Annotated in this window: 12 protein-coding genes and 1 tRNA gene; 8 read left to right on the top strand and 5 right to left on the bottom strand. The window is 63.7% G+C overall.

The window, feature by feature from the left end; genetic code table 11:
* Positions 1-36: 36 nt before the first annotated feature.
* Entirely contained in the window at positions 37-969 is a 933-nt protein-coding gene (locus X750_RS160620) for a methyltransferase domain-containing protein (RefSeq protein WP_023746674.1), read from the bottom strand.
* Between the two features lie 105 nt (positions 970-1,074).
* On the opposite strand from X750_RS160620, the gene X750_RS160625 reads away from it, so the two are divergent.
* The gene (locus X750_RS160625) at positions 1,075-2,085 is read left to right on the top strand and encodes a ligase-associated DNA damage response exonuclease (RefSeq protein ID WP_023746673.1); all 1,011 of its coding nucleotides are present in this window, start codon (positions 1,075-1,077) and stop codon (positions 2,083-2,085) included.
* A gap of 223 nt (positions 2,086-2,308) precedes the next feature.
* Complete coding sequence (locus X750_RS160630) at positions 2,309-3,907, top strand: cisplatin damage response ATP-dependent DNA ligase (RefSeq protein ID WP_023746672.1); 1,599 nt, start codon at positions 2,309-2,311, stop codon at positions 3,905-3,907.
* 7 nt (positions 3,908-3,914) lie between these two features.
* Here the strand turns inward: X750_RS160630 and X750_RS160635 are convergent, their stop codons facing one another.
* On the bottom strand, positions 3,915-5,156 hold the full coding sequence (locus tag X750_RS160635) for a hypothetical protein (protein ID WP_023712594.1): 1,242 nt from the start codon (positions 5,154-5,156) through the stop codon (positions 3,915-3,917).
* A gap of 352 nt (positions 5,157-5,508) precedes the next feature.
* Between X750_RS160635 and X750_RS160640 the strand changes: the two genes are divergently transcribed.
* The 6 genes from X750_RS160640 (at position 5,509) to X750_RS160665 (ending at position 11,394) form a co-directional block, all read left to right on the top strand.
* A tRNA-Thr gene (locus tag X750_RS160640) sits at positions 5,509-5,584 on the top strand.
* Positions 5,585-6,076: 492 nt separating this feature from the next.
* On the top strand, positions 6,077-6,265 hold the full coding sequence (locus tag X750_RS160645; protein WP_023669500.1) for a hypothetical protein: 189 nt from the start codon (positions 6,077-6,079) through the stop codon (positions 6,263-6,265).
* Positions 6,265-7,446, top strand: a complete 1,182-nt coding sequence (locus tag X750_RS160650; protein ID WP_023746671.1) for an acyltransferase — start codon at positions 6,265-6,267, stop codon at positions 7,444-7,446. Before X750_RS160645 ends, X750_RS160650 begins: the two co-directional genes overlap by 1 nt.
* On the top strand, positions 7,443-8,555 hold the full coding sequence (locus tag X750_RS160655; RefSeq protein ID WP_023746670.1) for a glycosyltransferase: 1,113 nt from the start codon (positions 7,443-7,445) through the stop codon (positions 8,553-8,555). Before X750_RS160650 ends, X750_RS160655 begins: the two co-directional genes overlap by 4 nt.
* On the top strand, positions 8,552-9,598 hold the full coding sequence (locus tag X750_RS160660) for a glycosyltransferase (protein WP_023738159.1): 1,047 nt from the start codon (positions 8,552-8,554) through the stop codon (positions 9,596-9,598). Before X750_RS160655 ends, X750_RS160660 begins: the two co-directional genes overlap by 4 nt.
* Positions 9,598-11,394 (top strand): ABC transporter ATP-binding protein, encoded by a 1,797-nt coding sequence (locus tag X750_RS160665; protein WP_031242497.1) that lies wholly within the window; start codon positions 9,598-9,600, stop codon positions 11,392-11,394. Before X750_RS160660 ends, X750_RS160665 begins: the two co-directional genes overlap by 1 nt.
* A 123-nt stretch (positions 11,395-11,517) precedes the next feature.
* On the opposite strand, the gene X750_RS160670 is transcribed toward X750_RS160665, so the two are convergent.
* The 3 genes from X750_RS160670 to X750_RS160680 are packed head-to-tail and all read right to left on the bottom strand — an operon-like array spanning position 11,518 to position 14,077.
* Positions 11,518-12,348, bottom strand: coding sequence for a dipeptide ABC transporter ATP-binding protein (locus X750_RS160670; RefSeq protein WP_023682050.1), 831 nt, complete (start codon positions 12,346-12,348; stop codon positions 11,518-11,520).
* The gene (locus X750_RS160675; protein ID WP_023696764.1) at positions 12,348-13,193 is read right to left on the bottom strand and encodes an ABC transporter ATP-binding protein; all 846 of its coding nucleotides are present in this window, start codon (positions 13,191-13,193) and stop codon (positions 12,348-12,350) included. The genes X750_RS160670 and X750_RS160675 overlap by 1 nt, the downstream gene beginning before the upstream one ends.
* Entirely contained in the window at positions 13,193-14,077 is an 885-nt protein-coding gene (locus X750_RS160680) for an ABC transporter permease subunit (protein ID WP_050485757.1), read from the bottom strand. The genes X750_RS160675 and X750_RS160680 overlap by 1 nt, the downstream gene beginning before the upstream one ends.
* Between the last annotated feature and the right edge of the window lie 13 nt (positions 14,078-14,090).

Genomic DNA, 14,090 nt, shown 5'->3' with positions numbered 1-14,090 from the left:
AAAAATCCTATTCACGTTTTCGAACAAGACGAGACATCAACCCTTGGACGAAGGCACCGCCAGCGCGGCAAGCCCGTCGACCGGCTGGCGGCGATCCCAGCGGATGACGGTCGGCTGCATCGACAGCACCGACAGGCCGTTTGCGGCAAGCACCCGCTCGACATAGGCTTGAGAATGGGCGTAGCGACGAGACGGCTGCAGCGCGAAACCGGCGTCGCCGCCCGCCCCGCCCTTGGCTGGCTTTTCGACGGAAAAGGCAAACAGGCCATTGGTGGCCAGAATGCCCGCGACGGTCTTCATCACGCGATCGAGCGCGCCGACGTAGATGAACACGTCGGCCGCCACCACCAGATCGGCTTTCGGTCCGGCATAGGCGAAATGCTGCAGATCGGCCTTGGCGAGCAGATCGTAGACGCCTTTGGCGCGGGCCTTTTTCAGCATGGCGGTGGAGATGTCGTAGCCCTCCAGCCGTTCGGCGACCGGCCGCAGTTTCTCGCCCATCAGACCGGTGCCGCAACCAAGGTCGAGCGCCAGCGAAAAGCGGCCCGGTCTTGCCGCGCGAATGGCGCGATCGAGAAACTCCGGCAGCCGGTAGCCGAGCTTGTCGACCAGCGAGTCCTCGAAAGTCTCGGCATAGTGGTCGAACAGCGTCTCGACGAAGGCGCTGGGTGGCGCTGCGGCAGCCGGCGCCTTGCCGATGAGTTGCAGCTTCAGCGCAGCGCCAAGGCGATCCGCCGGGTCGAGTTTCAGCGCCGTCGCCCAGGTTTGAGCCGCCACGTCGAGCCGCTCGGCCGTCTCCTGCATCTCGCCAAGACGGAACCAGCCCGCCGCCCATTGCGGCGCCAGTTCCAGCGCGCCGAGCAGCAGCTCCGCCGCTGCCGCGTGCTCGCCCGAGCCGAAAAGCATCTCGGCATAATCGGCGCGACGGTCGGCGGTCAGGTCGCCGGACGAGATTTTCAGCGGTTGCATGGCGATGGCCCCGCCGGCTGATGCGGCCGGTGGCTGGCTGTAGGCCGAGTCAGCAGTCTCTTGCAACAGGCTTCCCGCGCTGGAATTAGCCACTATCTTGAGTGGATGCGCGCCAGCGAACTGCTTCATCCCCGGCCTGAAGGCCTTTATTGCCCATGCGGCGATTTCTTCATCGACCCGGTGCGGCCAGTCAACCGGGCGTTGATCACGCATGGCCATTCCGACCATGCCCGATCCGGCCATCGTTCGGTGCTGGCGACGCAGCAGACGCTCGACATTATGGGGTTGCGTTATGGCGAGGATTTTGCCGGGACAACGCAAGCGGCCGTGCTTGGCGAAGCGATGGCGCTGAACGATGTCAGCGTCACCTTCCATCCGGCCGGCCATGTGCTGGGCTCGGCGCAGATCGCGGTCGAGCACAAGGGCAGGCGCATCGTCGCCTCCGGCGACTACAAGCGCCAGAAGGACGCGACCTGCGCACCGTTCGAACCGGTCCAATGCGACGTCTTCATCACCGAGGCGACCTTCGGCCTGCCGGTGTTTCACCATCCGCCCGACACGGAGGAGATCGCCCGGCTGCTCAAATCGGCGGCGCAGTTTCCCGAGCGATCGCATCTGGTCGGCGCCTATGCGCTGGGCAAGGCACAGCGGGTGATGCGGCTGCTGCGCGATGCCGGTTATGACAGGCCGATCTATATCCACGGCGCGCTGGCCAAGCTCAGCGAATATTACCAGAGCCAGGGCATCGACCTCGGCACGCTGGAGCCGGCAACCGTCGACAGCGGCGGCAAGCAGGATTTCACCGGGGCCATCGTTGTCGGCCCTCCATCGGCCTTCGCCGACCGCTGGGCGCGGCGCTTTCCCGACCCGATCTCATGCTTCGCCTCGGGCTGGATGCGCATCCGCCAGCGCGCCAAGCAAGGCGGCGTCGAACTGCCGCTGATCATTTCCGACCATGCCGACTGGGATGAACTGACCGCTACCGTCAAGGAGACGGGCGCCGGCGAAATCTGGGTGACGCACGGCCGCGAGGAAGCGCTGGTGCGCTGGTGCGAGCTGGAAGGCATCGCCGCCAGGCCACTGCACCTTGTGGGCTATGAGGACGAGGGCGATTGATGGTGATCACCAGCGCCGCGACCCGTTGCGCCCCCCTCTGTCCTGCCGGACATCTCCCCGTCAAGGGGGCATATTGGCAGCTCCAATGCCGGCTCATCTCCGCCAATATCGGAGATTGGCCAAGGCCGGCGCGACATCCGATCTCCCTCCTTGAGGGGGAGATGGCCGGCAGGCCAGAGGGGGGTGCCTCGCGCCGGTTTTCACCATTGGCGTGGGGCGACGCATGAACCGTTTCGCCGAACTCCTCGACCGCCTGGTGCTGACGCCGTCGCGCAATGGCAAGCTGACACTGCTCGTCGATTATTTCCGCAGCGTCGAGGACCCCGACCGCGGGCTGGCACTGGCGGCGATCACCGGCGACCTCAACATTGCGGCGGTGAAGCCGGCGATGCTGCGCACGCTGGTCACCGAGCGCATGGATCCGGTGCTGTTCGGCTATTCCTACGACTATGTCGGCGACCTTGCCGAAACCGTCTCGCTGGTTTGGCCGCAGACGCCGGGACATATCCCCAACCGGGAGCCGACGCTTGGCGATGTCGTGGCGAAGCTGCAGGCGGCGAGCCGCTCGGACGGACCCAAGGTGCTGGCCGGGCTGCTCGACAGCGCCGGCATTTCGGCGCGCTTTGCCATCATCAAGCTCGTCACCGGCGGCTTGCGTATCGGCGTTTCGGCGCGGCTGGCCAAACAGGCGCTGGCCGATTTCGGCAAGGTCGATGTCGCCGAGATCGAGGAGCTGTGGCACGGGCTGACGCCGCCCTATATCTCGCTGTTCGCGTGGCTGGAAGGCAAGGCCGAGAAGCCGAAGCGGACCGCACTTGCCCTGTTCAGTCCGGTGATGCTGTCGAACCCGGTCGGCGACGGCGACCTCGAAAAGCTCGATCCGGCCGCCTATGCCGCGGAATGGAAATGGGACGGCATCCGCGTTCAGGCGGTGTGCGAGGGCGGCGTGCGCCGGCTCTGTTCGCGCACCGGCGACGATGTGTCCGGCGCATTCCCCGATCTCGCCCAGGCGATGAATTTTTCCGCCGCGCTCGACGGCGAATTGCTGGTCGGCGAGCCCGCGGCGACCGGCACGTTTTCGGACCTGCAACAGCGGCTCAATCGCAAGAGCGTGGCCCCGAAGATACAGCAGCAATACCCGGCCTTCATGCGCTGCTACGATGCGCTGCAGATCAACGGCGAAGATTTGCGCGCGCTACCTTTCCGCGAGCGGCGGGCCCGTCTTGAGGCCTTCATCACAACGCTGGACCCGCACCGTTTCGATCTGTCGCCATTCGTCGAATTCCGGGATTGGCAAACGCTGGAGGAACTGCGCCGCGCGCCGCCGCACCCGATTATCGAAGGCGTGATGCTGAAGCGCTGGGATTCGCCCTATCTCGCGGGACGGCCGAAAGGGCCGTGGTTCAAGTGGAAGCGCGATCCGCACACGGTCGATGCTGTGCTGATGTATGCGCAGCGCGGCCATGGCAAGCGGTCGAGCTTTTATTCCGACTATACGTTCGGCGTCTGGTCGGGGCCGGAAGGCGCGGAGGAATTGGTGCCGGTCGGCAAGGCCTATTTCGGCTTCACCGACGAGGAGTTGAAGCAGATCGACAAATTTGTCCGCGACAATACGGTCGAGCGTTTCGGCCCGGTGCGCTCGGTGCGCGCCGACCGCAGCCAAGGCCTGGTGCTGGAGGTGGCGTTCGAAGGTCTCAACCGTTCGACCCGCCACAAATCCGGCGTTGCGATGCGATTTCCCCGCATCTCACGGCTGCGCTGGGACAAGCCGACCGCCGAAGCCGACCGCATCGAGACGCTGCAGGCGCTGCTTGATCGCTAGGCGGCGCTTACGGTTCGATCGAAACGCGGATCTCGTAGATGTCGACCGCCTTGCCCTGCTTGTCGAAGTCGGAGTTGATGGCGATGCTGCCGGCGGCGCCCGGGGGCTTGTCGGGGAATTTCACGTCGAACAGATATTCGTTACGCTGCTGGCCGACCGCATAGCGCTTGCGGCCGCAATCGCCGAGATCGCCGAAATTGCAGTCGACGGAGATCTGCGTGTCCTTGCCGTCCTCGGCGCGGGCGACGATGTCGAACACGGCATGTTTGCCGGCAAGCTTCTCCAGCACGCCCTGCCCGACATCGAAGCTGATGGCCGAGCCGGAAGCACCGGAGCGGATGCGCAGGAAGGAGCCGGTGTCGTCCTGCACGACATCGGCCTTGGCGTCGGACGGGGTCGCCACATGCGTTGGATCGGTGGGTGTAAACACGTTGATCCAGTCGCGCGTCTGTTCGGCGACACCAGGCTGCTGCGGCGCGCCAGGCTGCTGCGGCTCAGCTGTATCGGCAGGCGGCGTGAAGTCGTCATCGTCGACGGTCGGCGGCGCTTCGGGCGGCGCCGTGTCGAGCTGCGCCGGCGTCTTGAAGACCCCGGTCTGCACGGCGAAATAGAGGCCGATGCCGGCGGCGGCGAGCAACGTCACGCCAAAGAAGATCGCCGTCAGCGGCAGGCGGCGGCCCCTTATCCGCCTTTCATCGCGGTCAGGCGCCACTTCCGCCGCGGCCTCGGCCGGCGCGGAATCGGCCATATCGATCGCCGGGGCGCCGGGCAGCGTGGCGTCAGGCATGATGTCGGGGACGACCGGCAGCACGCGCGAACGCGGCGCGTCGGATGCCTCGGGCTGAACCGGTCCATCAACGACGATCGCCGGCGACGGTCCGACCGCGACACCTGTCGGGGCATCGACCGCGGGCGCTTCGGCGGCGCCCTGTACGGCGTCTTGCGGCTGCGCAACGCGTTGCGTCAGCGCGGTATCTTGTGTCTGCGCAGCGCTCTGCGTCTGCGCAGCGCTCTGCGTCGGCGCGGCGACATCGGGGACCGCGGGCAGGAATTCGGATTCGATCTCGGCGATCTTTTCCTGCACCGCCTTGCGGCGCTTGATGGCGGCTTCCACCGTCACGCCGGGATTGGCCTGGAGCACGCGGTCGAGCGCCGCGAAAGCCGACCGATAGACCCTCTCGCGAAATGCCCGGTCCTCGGCGTTGCCTTTCTCGAAGGCGTTGCGGATCGCTTTTTCGATCGCGTCCAAGCGAATTTCCCCTGTCCGTTCGCTTACATTGCCATGATCGTTAGCCGCAGGCGACCAATCAATCAACGGGCGAGCGCCCGCATTCTGCCTTACAGGCCTGTTCAAGGCCCATTTCGATGCGTTTTGGCAATAAAATCAGTCCGTTTTGCCGCCTTGCCGGGCAGTTTGTGCGCAGTCCACCGCGACGTCTCCGCGTAGCCGAAAAAGCAAATGAGGCGGTGGCTCATTGCGCGCCAATGGAAAATGCCGGGACGAATTGCCGGATGCCGGCTCGAAATCGCGGTTGCCCATCTTGAATTAGCGGCCGGTTGAGTCTATCACCCAGCCGATCCTGGAACCTCGCGCTTCCCGGGCCGCTTTAGCTCAGTTGGTAGAGCACATCATTCGTAATGATGGGGTCAGGTGTTCGAGTCACCTAAGCGGCACCAGTTCTCCATCCGACGCAAGCGTGACGGCAGGTGCAAGGCTAATGCACGTCACTCCCTACGCCAACACCGGCACTTCCTGTCTGCCTCGTCGACATGCGCCATATGGCCGCCGCCACAGGATTGCGTCGTCAGACGCTTGACCATCGACTATGCTGCATCGCGCAAGATCGACAGCCTAGAGAACCCGACAATACAAGCATAATTTATAAGATACAAAACCACTATCTTAGAATAATCTTCGTCAATTTTGACCTATATCAGACACTCCGGATTATAGTTGTGTAATTAAACCGTGTCTTTTCTGACATGGTACCACTTCTCGTACAGCATTGCGGACGTGAAAAACCCTCAGCGACGCAACGCACTCGCAAATCATACCCATTTTTAGCACTAACTCACACAAATATTACAGCTCGATAGATATTTTGTGTTGCACTGCACCATTGCCCGGTTGCACCATTTCTTGGGGGATTTGGTACTGGGAAGTGCGCCGTGGAGGATTCCGCCAAGTTGATCAGCTTGAATTTTTCGCTGGCCAGCACCGATTTCGAGGCTGCCCCGCGCAAAAGGCGGGGGTTTGATGTTGTCGGCGCACTCTCGACGCTGGCAGGCCTCGACCTGAGGCCCGGAATGCAGGGCCGCTGGCTTCATCGGAGATTTCAGACCGGCGGAAATGGCTGATGGCGGTCGCGCGTGACAATCAGTTGGACGCTCTGCGCGCCATCGCTGTCACGATGGTTCTCTATTCCCATTTCCTTGCACCCAACGGGTCCTCCTTTTGGGGCCACATCGGGGTGCGGCTTTTTTTTGTGCTGAGCGGCTTCCTGATCACACGACTGCTGCTCGAAGCGCGCGCCGCGGCCGAATTCAAAGCCGGCCCTGCATTGAGTTCCTTCTACATCAGGCGCGCGCTGCGCATATTCCCGCCCTATTTCGCCGTGCTTGGGTTCGTCTGGCTGACCGATCTGGAGCAGTCCAGTGGATCGCTCGTCTGGCATGCGCTTTACCTGTCGAATTTTTGGTACGCGCTGCGCAACGAATGGACGCCCTGGCTACTCTGCCATTTCTGGAGCCTGAGCATCGAGGAGCAGTTCTATATCGCCTGGCCGCTGGTCGTGCTTCTCGCACCCCGCCGGCGGGTGGAAGCGATCACTATCGGCGTCATCCTGTTGTCGCTGGCCTATCGCTTCTACTGGCCGATCACCGCCACCCCGGCGCTAGCGCGCGACCTGCTGCCGCCAGCATCGATGGACGCGCTGGCGTTTGGTGCTTTGCTTGCCTGCCGGCGGACCAGAGGCGCCGGCCTGCCGCAATGGATGCGGCTAGGCTGGCCAGCCCTTGCGGCTGTCTTCCTGGCGATTGAGTGGCTTATCCCTGCGCCGGCCGATCCTATGCTGGAATGGGCCCGCTGGGCGTTGCTGCAGATCCTGCCCCTGGTGCCGCTGGTGGCCTTTGTCGCCGCCTGTTCAGCCGGCCTTGGCGGCGTCCTCGGCAGGGTTTTCGAACTGCCACCGCTGCTGTCACTGGGCCGCATCAGCTACGGCGTCTATCTTTACCATCCGATCCTTCTGTCGCTCGCCGTCAAGTCACAGCCCTGGATCCCGCTCAATGTCTCGGAGCAGGGGCCAGGGCGTTTCCTGGTCGCGAGCGCCGCCACGATCGCCGTCGCTTCGATCTCGTGGACGGCTTTCGAAAAGCCGCTCAACGGCCTCAAGCGCCGCTTCCCCTATGTAGCGCGCCGCCGCTCCCAGGCACGCTCTGGCGATGCCGGCTGGCTCGGCAGGGCGGCGGACGCCTATCCCGGCGGATCCCCCGATGGCCGCGCCGCACTCGAACTCCGGCGAACGGATGCGCAGAGATGACCACCGCGCCGCTCGTCTCCGTCCTGCTGCCGGTCTACAATGCCGGGCCTTATCTCACCGCTGCGCTGGAGAGCATTCTGCGGCAAGACTACGATCGCCTGGAGGTCATCGCTATCGATGACGGATCGACTGACAACTCGCTCGAGATTCTCGAACGATACCGCCGGGCAGACAATCGCGTTTCTGTCATCTCGCGTGAGAACCGCGGCCTCGTCGCCACCCTCAATGAAGGGCTACGACTGGCCCAGGGCGAGCTTGTTGCGCGAATGGATGCGGACGATGTCGCCTATCCCCGGCGCCTCTCGCGCCAGGTCGCACTGTTCGAGCGGCGGCCCGATCTCGGCTTCTGCGGCGCCTGCGTCGATACCTTGCTTCACGGCCGTATCGCCAAAGGCAGGCTAGACCCGGTGTTCCGGCTCGGCCGGCTCGACATATTGTCGATGTTCTTTACGATATTCTTACATCCGACGGTGATCTACAACAGGAATGTCATTGGGAACAACGATCTCTATTACGATCCCAAATATAGACATGCCGAGGATTTTGATCTCTTCAGACGGCTTGCCGGCCGTTTCCCGGCGACCATATTGCCCGATAGCCTGCTCGTCTATCGCATCCATCCGGGAAGCGTAACCATGCGGCATGCCAAGGAAATGCGCAGGACGCATTTGCGGATCGTGGCCGAAAATCTCGAGCGTGAGGGGCTTGCGGAAACCACAGCGGATCTGCGCGACATCGGCGAGGCCGTCTCTTTCGACACGGTTTCGCGCGCAGCCGATTTCATCCGTGCGCTCGAAGAGCGGATTTCCGAGCTGCCGACCGACACACGGCCAAGCTTCGAGGCAGGCGCGCTGAACCTGTTCTATTTCCTCTACCAACTCGTCGGCGACGAAGGAGAACCGCCGCTGACCCACGAATTGCTCACGCGGACGGCGAGATGGAATTTCATCCGGCGCCGCGAACAATATGCGCTGCGTCCCGGCGTCTGGGCGCCTTGGCTCAGCCTGCTCTCGATAAGGGCCGGAAAGCGGGCGGACGCGGTGGCCTACTTCTTCAAAACCACGCCGGCCGAAGCGGTGCTTGCGCGTTATCAGCGGGGACTGGTATGACCGACAGGCCCCACCCGCTCCTGCGCGATCACCAGTTTGCGAGTGCGCCTGTCCCGACATCTCCCCGATCGGAGCGGCCGTCGCTCGAGGTCAGTTTCATCGTCTGCACGCGCGACCGCGCCGCTGTGCTGGAGGCTTGCATAGCCTCGATCCAGGCGGCATGCCGGGTGCACGCCACCTTCGCGGCAGAGTTGGTGGTGGTCGATAATGGTTCACGGGACGGCACGTCAAAGCGGCTGGCCGCTATCGCCGAAACTTCCGACATCCCAGTCACAGCCGTCTCGGAGACTCGCCCCGGACTAGCCGCTGCCCGCAATGCCGGATTGGCGCGAGCGCGAGGCCGCGTGCTGGTCTTCGTCGACGACGACTGCAAGCTCGACCGCGACTATCTCCGCGACCTGGAGCGGCACTACCGGAGTGGCGAGAAGTGGCTGATCCGCGGCGGCCGGGTCGAGCTCGGTGATGCCCGGGACCTGCCCTTCACCATAAAGCTCCGCGAGGCAAGCGAGCGGCTGACCCCGGCGGTCCACCCCGGCGGCTTCGTGCTCGGCTGCAACATGACCATGCACCGCGACGTCGCGGCCCGCATCGGCTCGTTCGACGAACGCTTCGGCGCTGGCGGCCCGCTACGCTCGGCTGAAGATACTGATTATCTCGTGCGGGCGATGCTGCTCGGCATGCCGGTCGAGTATGTGCCCGACATGACGGTCTTGCATCATCACGGCCGGCGAGACCGCAAATCGATCGACAGGCTGCACCGCGACTATAGCCTCGGTAATGGTGCGCTGTGCCTGAAACATGTCCGCCACGCCCCTTGGCTGCTTCGCCATGTCTATTGGTCCGCGCGGGCCGCGTTCAGGGAACTGGCGGGCCGTCCTCGCTTTGACCGCGACCTCGATCTGTCGCACTGGCCTATTGTCGTTATGAATCTGGCAGGTGCCGCCAGATTTGCGCTGCTCGTCATGATGGGATGGCCAAAACGGCTGCCGCTGCGCCACGACCGACAAGCCAGCGAAGCCAACGCGGAGGCCAGAGCGCGATAATGTCACTGATTCCGTCAGCCCTGCCAATGCTGCGCCGCGCGCTTGGTGGCAGGCTGTTGCGGCTCGTTCCCGTCGTGGTGGGGCTCGGGCTTGCAGGCGCCGCGCTGGAAGGCCTCGGCATCGGTCTCATCATTCCGCTGCTCGGCATCATTATGGGACGTGGCGAAACATCAGGCATGGCCGGTTTCTCCGCCCTCCTCCAGCAGGTTGGAGCGGACCTCGGCGAGCGCCAGCGGCTGATCGCCATTTCGGCCGCGATCCTCGGTTCGATCGTACTGAAAAATGTCTTTGCCTTCGCCAACACGCTGCTGACCAGCTACATCTACGGCAAGGCAGGTTATTCGATCCGTAGCGCACTGTCGGAGCAGTTGCTCAGGGTCGGCTACCCCTTTTTCCTGCAGCAAAGCCCCGGGCGGCTGCTCAACATCATCTCCAACGAATCGTGGCGAGCATCCGACGCTATCCAGGCCCTGCTCGGCGCGATCGTCAGTGCCTCGGCCGCCGTCATCCTGCTCGCCTTCCTCCTGCTCCTCTCTTGGCAGATGACGCTGCTGGTGACGCTAGGGCTGGCGCTCGTCCAGCTGGCGCACGGGGTTTTGTCGTCCAATCTGAAGGCGCCGAGCCGCAGCGTCGTCTCGCGCAACAGCGCACTGGCGTCGCAGATGCTGCATCTGGTGCATGCCGGGCGCCTAATTCGCATCTTCGGGCAGGAGAACCGCGAAAAGGCAGTCTTCGCCAAAGCGTCCGACGGGGTGCGGCGGGCGGCTTTCGTGCTTTCAATCCGCCAGGGCGTCTTACCGCCACTGACCGAGGTGTTGCACGCGATGCTGTTCCTGGCGGTGGTGATCGGAGCCTGGCTCGCGAATGTAAGCTTCCCGCTGACCGTCGCCTTCCTCATCCTGCTCTACCGACTGCAGCCGCATATGCGCGCCTTGCAGATGTCCTGGAGTCAGTTGCAAGGCATGAGCGGCTCGCTGGAGGAGGTACAATGGCTGCTCGATCCTTCCGACAAGCCCGAGGCGCCGCAGGGCAGCCTGCCGTTCGACGGCTTGCGCCAAGGGATCAGCTTCGATGATGTGAGCTTCGCCTATTCCGGTCCCCTGTCAGGCCCCGACGCGCGCGAGGCGGTGCTGCATAAGGCGGTGTTCGACATCCGCAGCGGCCGCTCGACTGCGCTGATCGGCCGCTCGGGCGCCGGCAAGACGACGATCGTCAATCTCCTGTGCCGCTTCGTCAAACCCGACAGCGGCAGGATCCTCGTCGATGGGGCACCGCTCGATGAAGTCGACCCAAGCCAGTGGCGGCGGAACATTGCCCTGGCCAGTCAGGAGCTGGAACTGGTCGATGGCACCATTTTTGAAAACATTATCTACGGCTACGACACGGCCTCGGCCAGCGACGCCATGCGCGCCGCAAGGCTGGCCGAGGCACATCAATTCATCGAGCACCTGCCGCAGGGTTACGCGACGCTGGTCGGATACCGGGGCATCAACCTGTCAGCCGGACAAAGGCAAAGGATCGCCCTGGCGCGGGCGCTGGTGCGCGATCCCGATATTCTCATCCTCGACGAAGCCACCAGTGCGGTGGATGGGTTGTCAGAAGCCGCTATTGTCGAGACGCTGAAATCGCGGGCCGGCCGCCGCACCACCATTGTCATCAGTCATCATTACAGCACCATATCGTTCTGCGACGACGTGGTGATCTTGAGCCGCGGTCGGGTGAACAAACAGGCCCCCTTCGCAACCCTGGCAATGCTCAGCATGGACGAGCTTTACCAGCACGGAGCGGGTGAGTGATGGGGCGCACCCCAACCTGCGACGCGGCTTGCGCCGGGCAGCTCGCAGATCGCGATCAATCCTGCCGGCAAACCACCGCCGCGACGCATTTCCGATTGTTCAAAAACAATTCTCGGTGGGAGGTCAGGCGGCCTTCTTCTTCGCCAGCCGCGCCTTGATCGAGGCGACGTCGGCGCGCGGCGTCGCGGCGAACAGCGTCCTGGTGTAGTTGTGCTTGGGGTCGGCGAAGACCTCCTCGCGCGAGCCGTATTCGACGGCTTCGCCGAAATACATCACCATCACATCGTCGGCGATGTAGCGCACGACCGACAGATCGTGGCTGATGAAGACATAGGTCAGCTGGAATTCGTCCTGCAGGTCGGCGAGCAGGTTGAGCACCTGCGCCTGCACCGAAAGATCGAGCGCGGAGACCGGTTCGTCAAGCACCAACAGGCTCGGGTTCAGCATCAGCGCGCGGGCAATGGCGATGCGCTGGCGCTGGCCGCCCGAGAACATGTGAGGATAGCGATTGTAGTGCTCGGTTCCGAGGCCGACTTTCTTCAGCATCCTCATGGCGAGGTCGCGCCGCTCTTCGGCCGGCTTGTCGGTGTTGATGAGCAGCGGCTCGCCCAGCACATCGCCGATCTTTTGGCGCGGATTGAGCGATCCGTAAGGGTTCTGGAAGACGATCTGCACCTTGCGGCGCATCTCCCTGGTCAGGCCGTTCCTTGCGATGTCGACCTTGTTGCCGTCGATGAACAGCTCGCCCGACGTTGCCGGATCGATCAGCGTGATGATGCGCGCCAGCGTGGACTTGCCGCAGCCCGATTCACCGACGATGGCCAGCGTCTTGCCCTTGTCGACGCTGAACGAAACGCCCTTGACCGCATGCACGGTGCGCGCGCCGCGAAACAGGCCGCCGCCGACGTGATAGTCGCGCACGATGTCCTTGCCTTCGACGACCTTGATGCTCATCAGACGCCCCCGGCAGCCGGTTCGAACAGCATGTCCGAGACGGTCGGCAGCCGGTCGCCGACGGCATTATCCGGCAGCGCCGACAAAAGTGCGCGGGTGTAATTGCTCTTCGGCGATTCAAACAGCGACAGCACGTCGGCCTCTTCCATCTTGCGGCCCTTGTACTGGACGATGACGCGGTCGGCGGTCTCGGCCACGACGCCCATATTGTGGGTGATCATGATCAGGCCCATGCCGTATTTGACCTGTAGCGACACCAGCAGGTCGAGGATCTGCTTCTGGATGGTGACGTCGAGCGCGGTCGTCGGCTCGTCGGCGATCAGAAGCTTGGGATTGCAGGCAATGGCGATGGCGATCATGACGCGCTGGCACTGGCCGCCCGACATCTGGTGCGGGAACGAGTTCAGCCGTTCGGCCGGCTCGGCAATGCCGACCTGCGTCAGCAATTCGATGGCGCGCTCGCGACGCTGGGCCTTGTCCATGCCCATATGGAAGCGCAGCACTTCCTCGATCTGGAAGCCGACGGTGAAGCACGGATTGAGACTGGCCATCGGCTCCTGGAAGATCATCGACATGTCCTTGCCGACGATCTTGCGCCGGTCGGCCGGGCTCATCTTCAGGAGATCGCGGCCATTGAAGCTCATCTCGTCGGCAGTGACCGTCGCCGTCCACGGCAACAGCCCCATCACAGCCAGCATCGACACCGACTTGCCGGAGCCGGATTCGCCGACGATGGCCAGCACTTCACGTTCGTTCACATGGAGCGAGACGCCATCGACCGCGCGGAACGGGCCGGATGCGGTCTGGAACTCGACGACGAGATTGCGGATGTCGAGCAGCGCCATTACGACCTCCTCAGCTTCGGATCGAGCGCATCGCGCAGACCGTCGCCGATCAGGTTGATGGCAAGCACGGTGATGAGGATGGCCAGACCGGGGAAGGTCACCACCCACCAGGCGCGCAGGATGAATTCACGCGCCGAGGCGAGCATGGTGCCCCATTCCGGCGTCGGCGGCTGGGCGCCAAGGCCGAGAAAGCCGAGAGCGGCCGCCTCCAGGATGGCGTTGGAGAAGGACAGCGTGCCCTGGACGATCAGCGGCGCCAGGCAATTGGGCAGGATGGTGCGCAGCATAAGCCTTATATGGCCGGCGCCGGCGACCTTGGCGGCGACCACATATTCGCGGCTCTTTTCGGCCATGACGGCAGCGCGCACCAGACGGGCAAAGTGGGGTTGCAGGACAAGCGCGATGGCCAGCATGGCGTTGAACAGGCCGGGGCCGAGGATGGTGACCAGAACCAGCGCCAAGAGCAGCGACGGGAAGGACAGGATCAGATCCATGACCCGCATGATCGCCACGTCGACCCAGCCCCGGAAATAGCCGGCCAAAAGGCCGAGCGTGATGCCGCCGACAAGCGCCAGCGTGACCACGACGGCGCCGATGAGCAGCGAGAAACGCGCGCCATAGAGCAGGCGCGAGAGCATGTCGCGGCCGACCGCGTCGGTGCCAAGCAGATATTCCATGCTGCCGCCTGCCTGCCAGGCCGGCGGACGCAGGAAAGCTGTCTTGTCCTGGATGTCGGGCGCATAGGGTGCCAGCAGCGGTGCAAAGAGCGCGGCCAGCACCAAAAGGATGAAGACGAACAGGCCGATGACGGCGCCGCGGTTTACCGAGAAATAGTGCCAGAAGGTCCTGAAGCCGGTCAGACGGTCAGGGTTGCCGGCGGCCATCGGGGCGATTTCG

Origin of the sequence: Mesorhizobium sp. LNJC391B00, assembly GCF_000502535.1 — a bacterium.
Classification (GTDB): domain Bacteria; phylum Pseudomonadota; class Alphaproteobacteria; order Rhizobiales; family Rhizobiaceae; genus Mesorhizobium.
The sequence above is the reverse complement of the archived record's forward strand: the minus strand, read 5'-3'. Positions and strand labels throughout refer to the sequence as shown.

Bases quoted from the DNA above. Each gene is read 5' to 3' on its own strand.
- X750_RS160620 (WP_023746674.1), bottom strand. From the start codon at position 969: ATGCAACCGCTGAAAATCTCGTCCGGCGACCTGACCGCCGACCGTCGC.
- X750_RS160625 (WP_023746673.1), top strand. From the start codon at position 1,075: ATGCGCGCCAGCGAACTGCTTCATCCCCGGCCTGAAGGCCTTTATTGC.
- X750_RS160630 (WP_023746672.1), top strand. From the start codon at position 2,309: ATGAACCGTTTCGCCGAACTCCTCGACCGCCTGGTGCTGACGCCGTCG.
- X750_RS160650 (WP_023746671.1), top strand. From the start codon at position 6,265: ATGGCGGTCGCGCGTGACAATCAGTTGGACGCTCTGCGCGCCATCGCT.
- X750_RS160655 (WP_023746670.1), top strand. From the start codon at position 7,443: ATGACCACCGCGCCGCTCGTCTCCGTCCTGCTGCCGGTCTACAATGCC.
- X750_RS160660 (WP_023738159.1), top strand. From the start codon at position 8,552: ATGACCGACAGGCCCCACCCGCTCCTGCGCGATCACCAGTTTGCGAGT.
- X750_RS160665 (WP_031242497.1), top strand. From the start codon at position 9,598: ATGTCACTGATTCCGTCAGCCCTGCCAATGCTGCGCCGCGCGCTTGGT.
- X750_RS160670 (WP_023682050.1), bottom strand. From the start codon at position 12,348: ATGAGCATCAAGGTCGTCGAAGGCAAGGACATCGTGCGCGACTATCAC.
- X750_RS160675 (WP_023696764.1), bottom strand. From the start codon at position 13,193: ATGGCGCTGCTCGACATCCGCAATCTCGTCGTCGAGTTCCAGACCGCA.
- X750_RS160680 (WP_050485757.1), bottom strand. From the start codon at position 14,077: ATGGCCGCCGGCAACCCTGACCGTCTGACCGGCTTCAGGACCTTCTGG.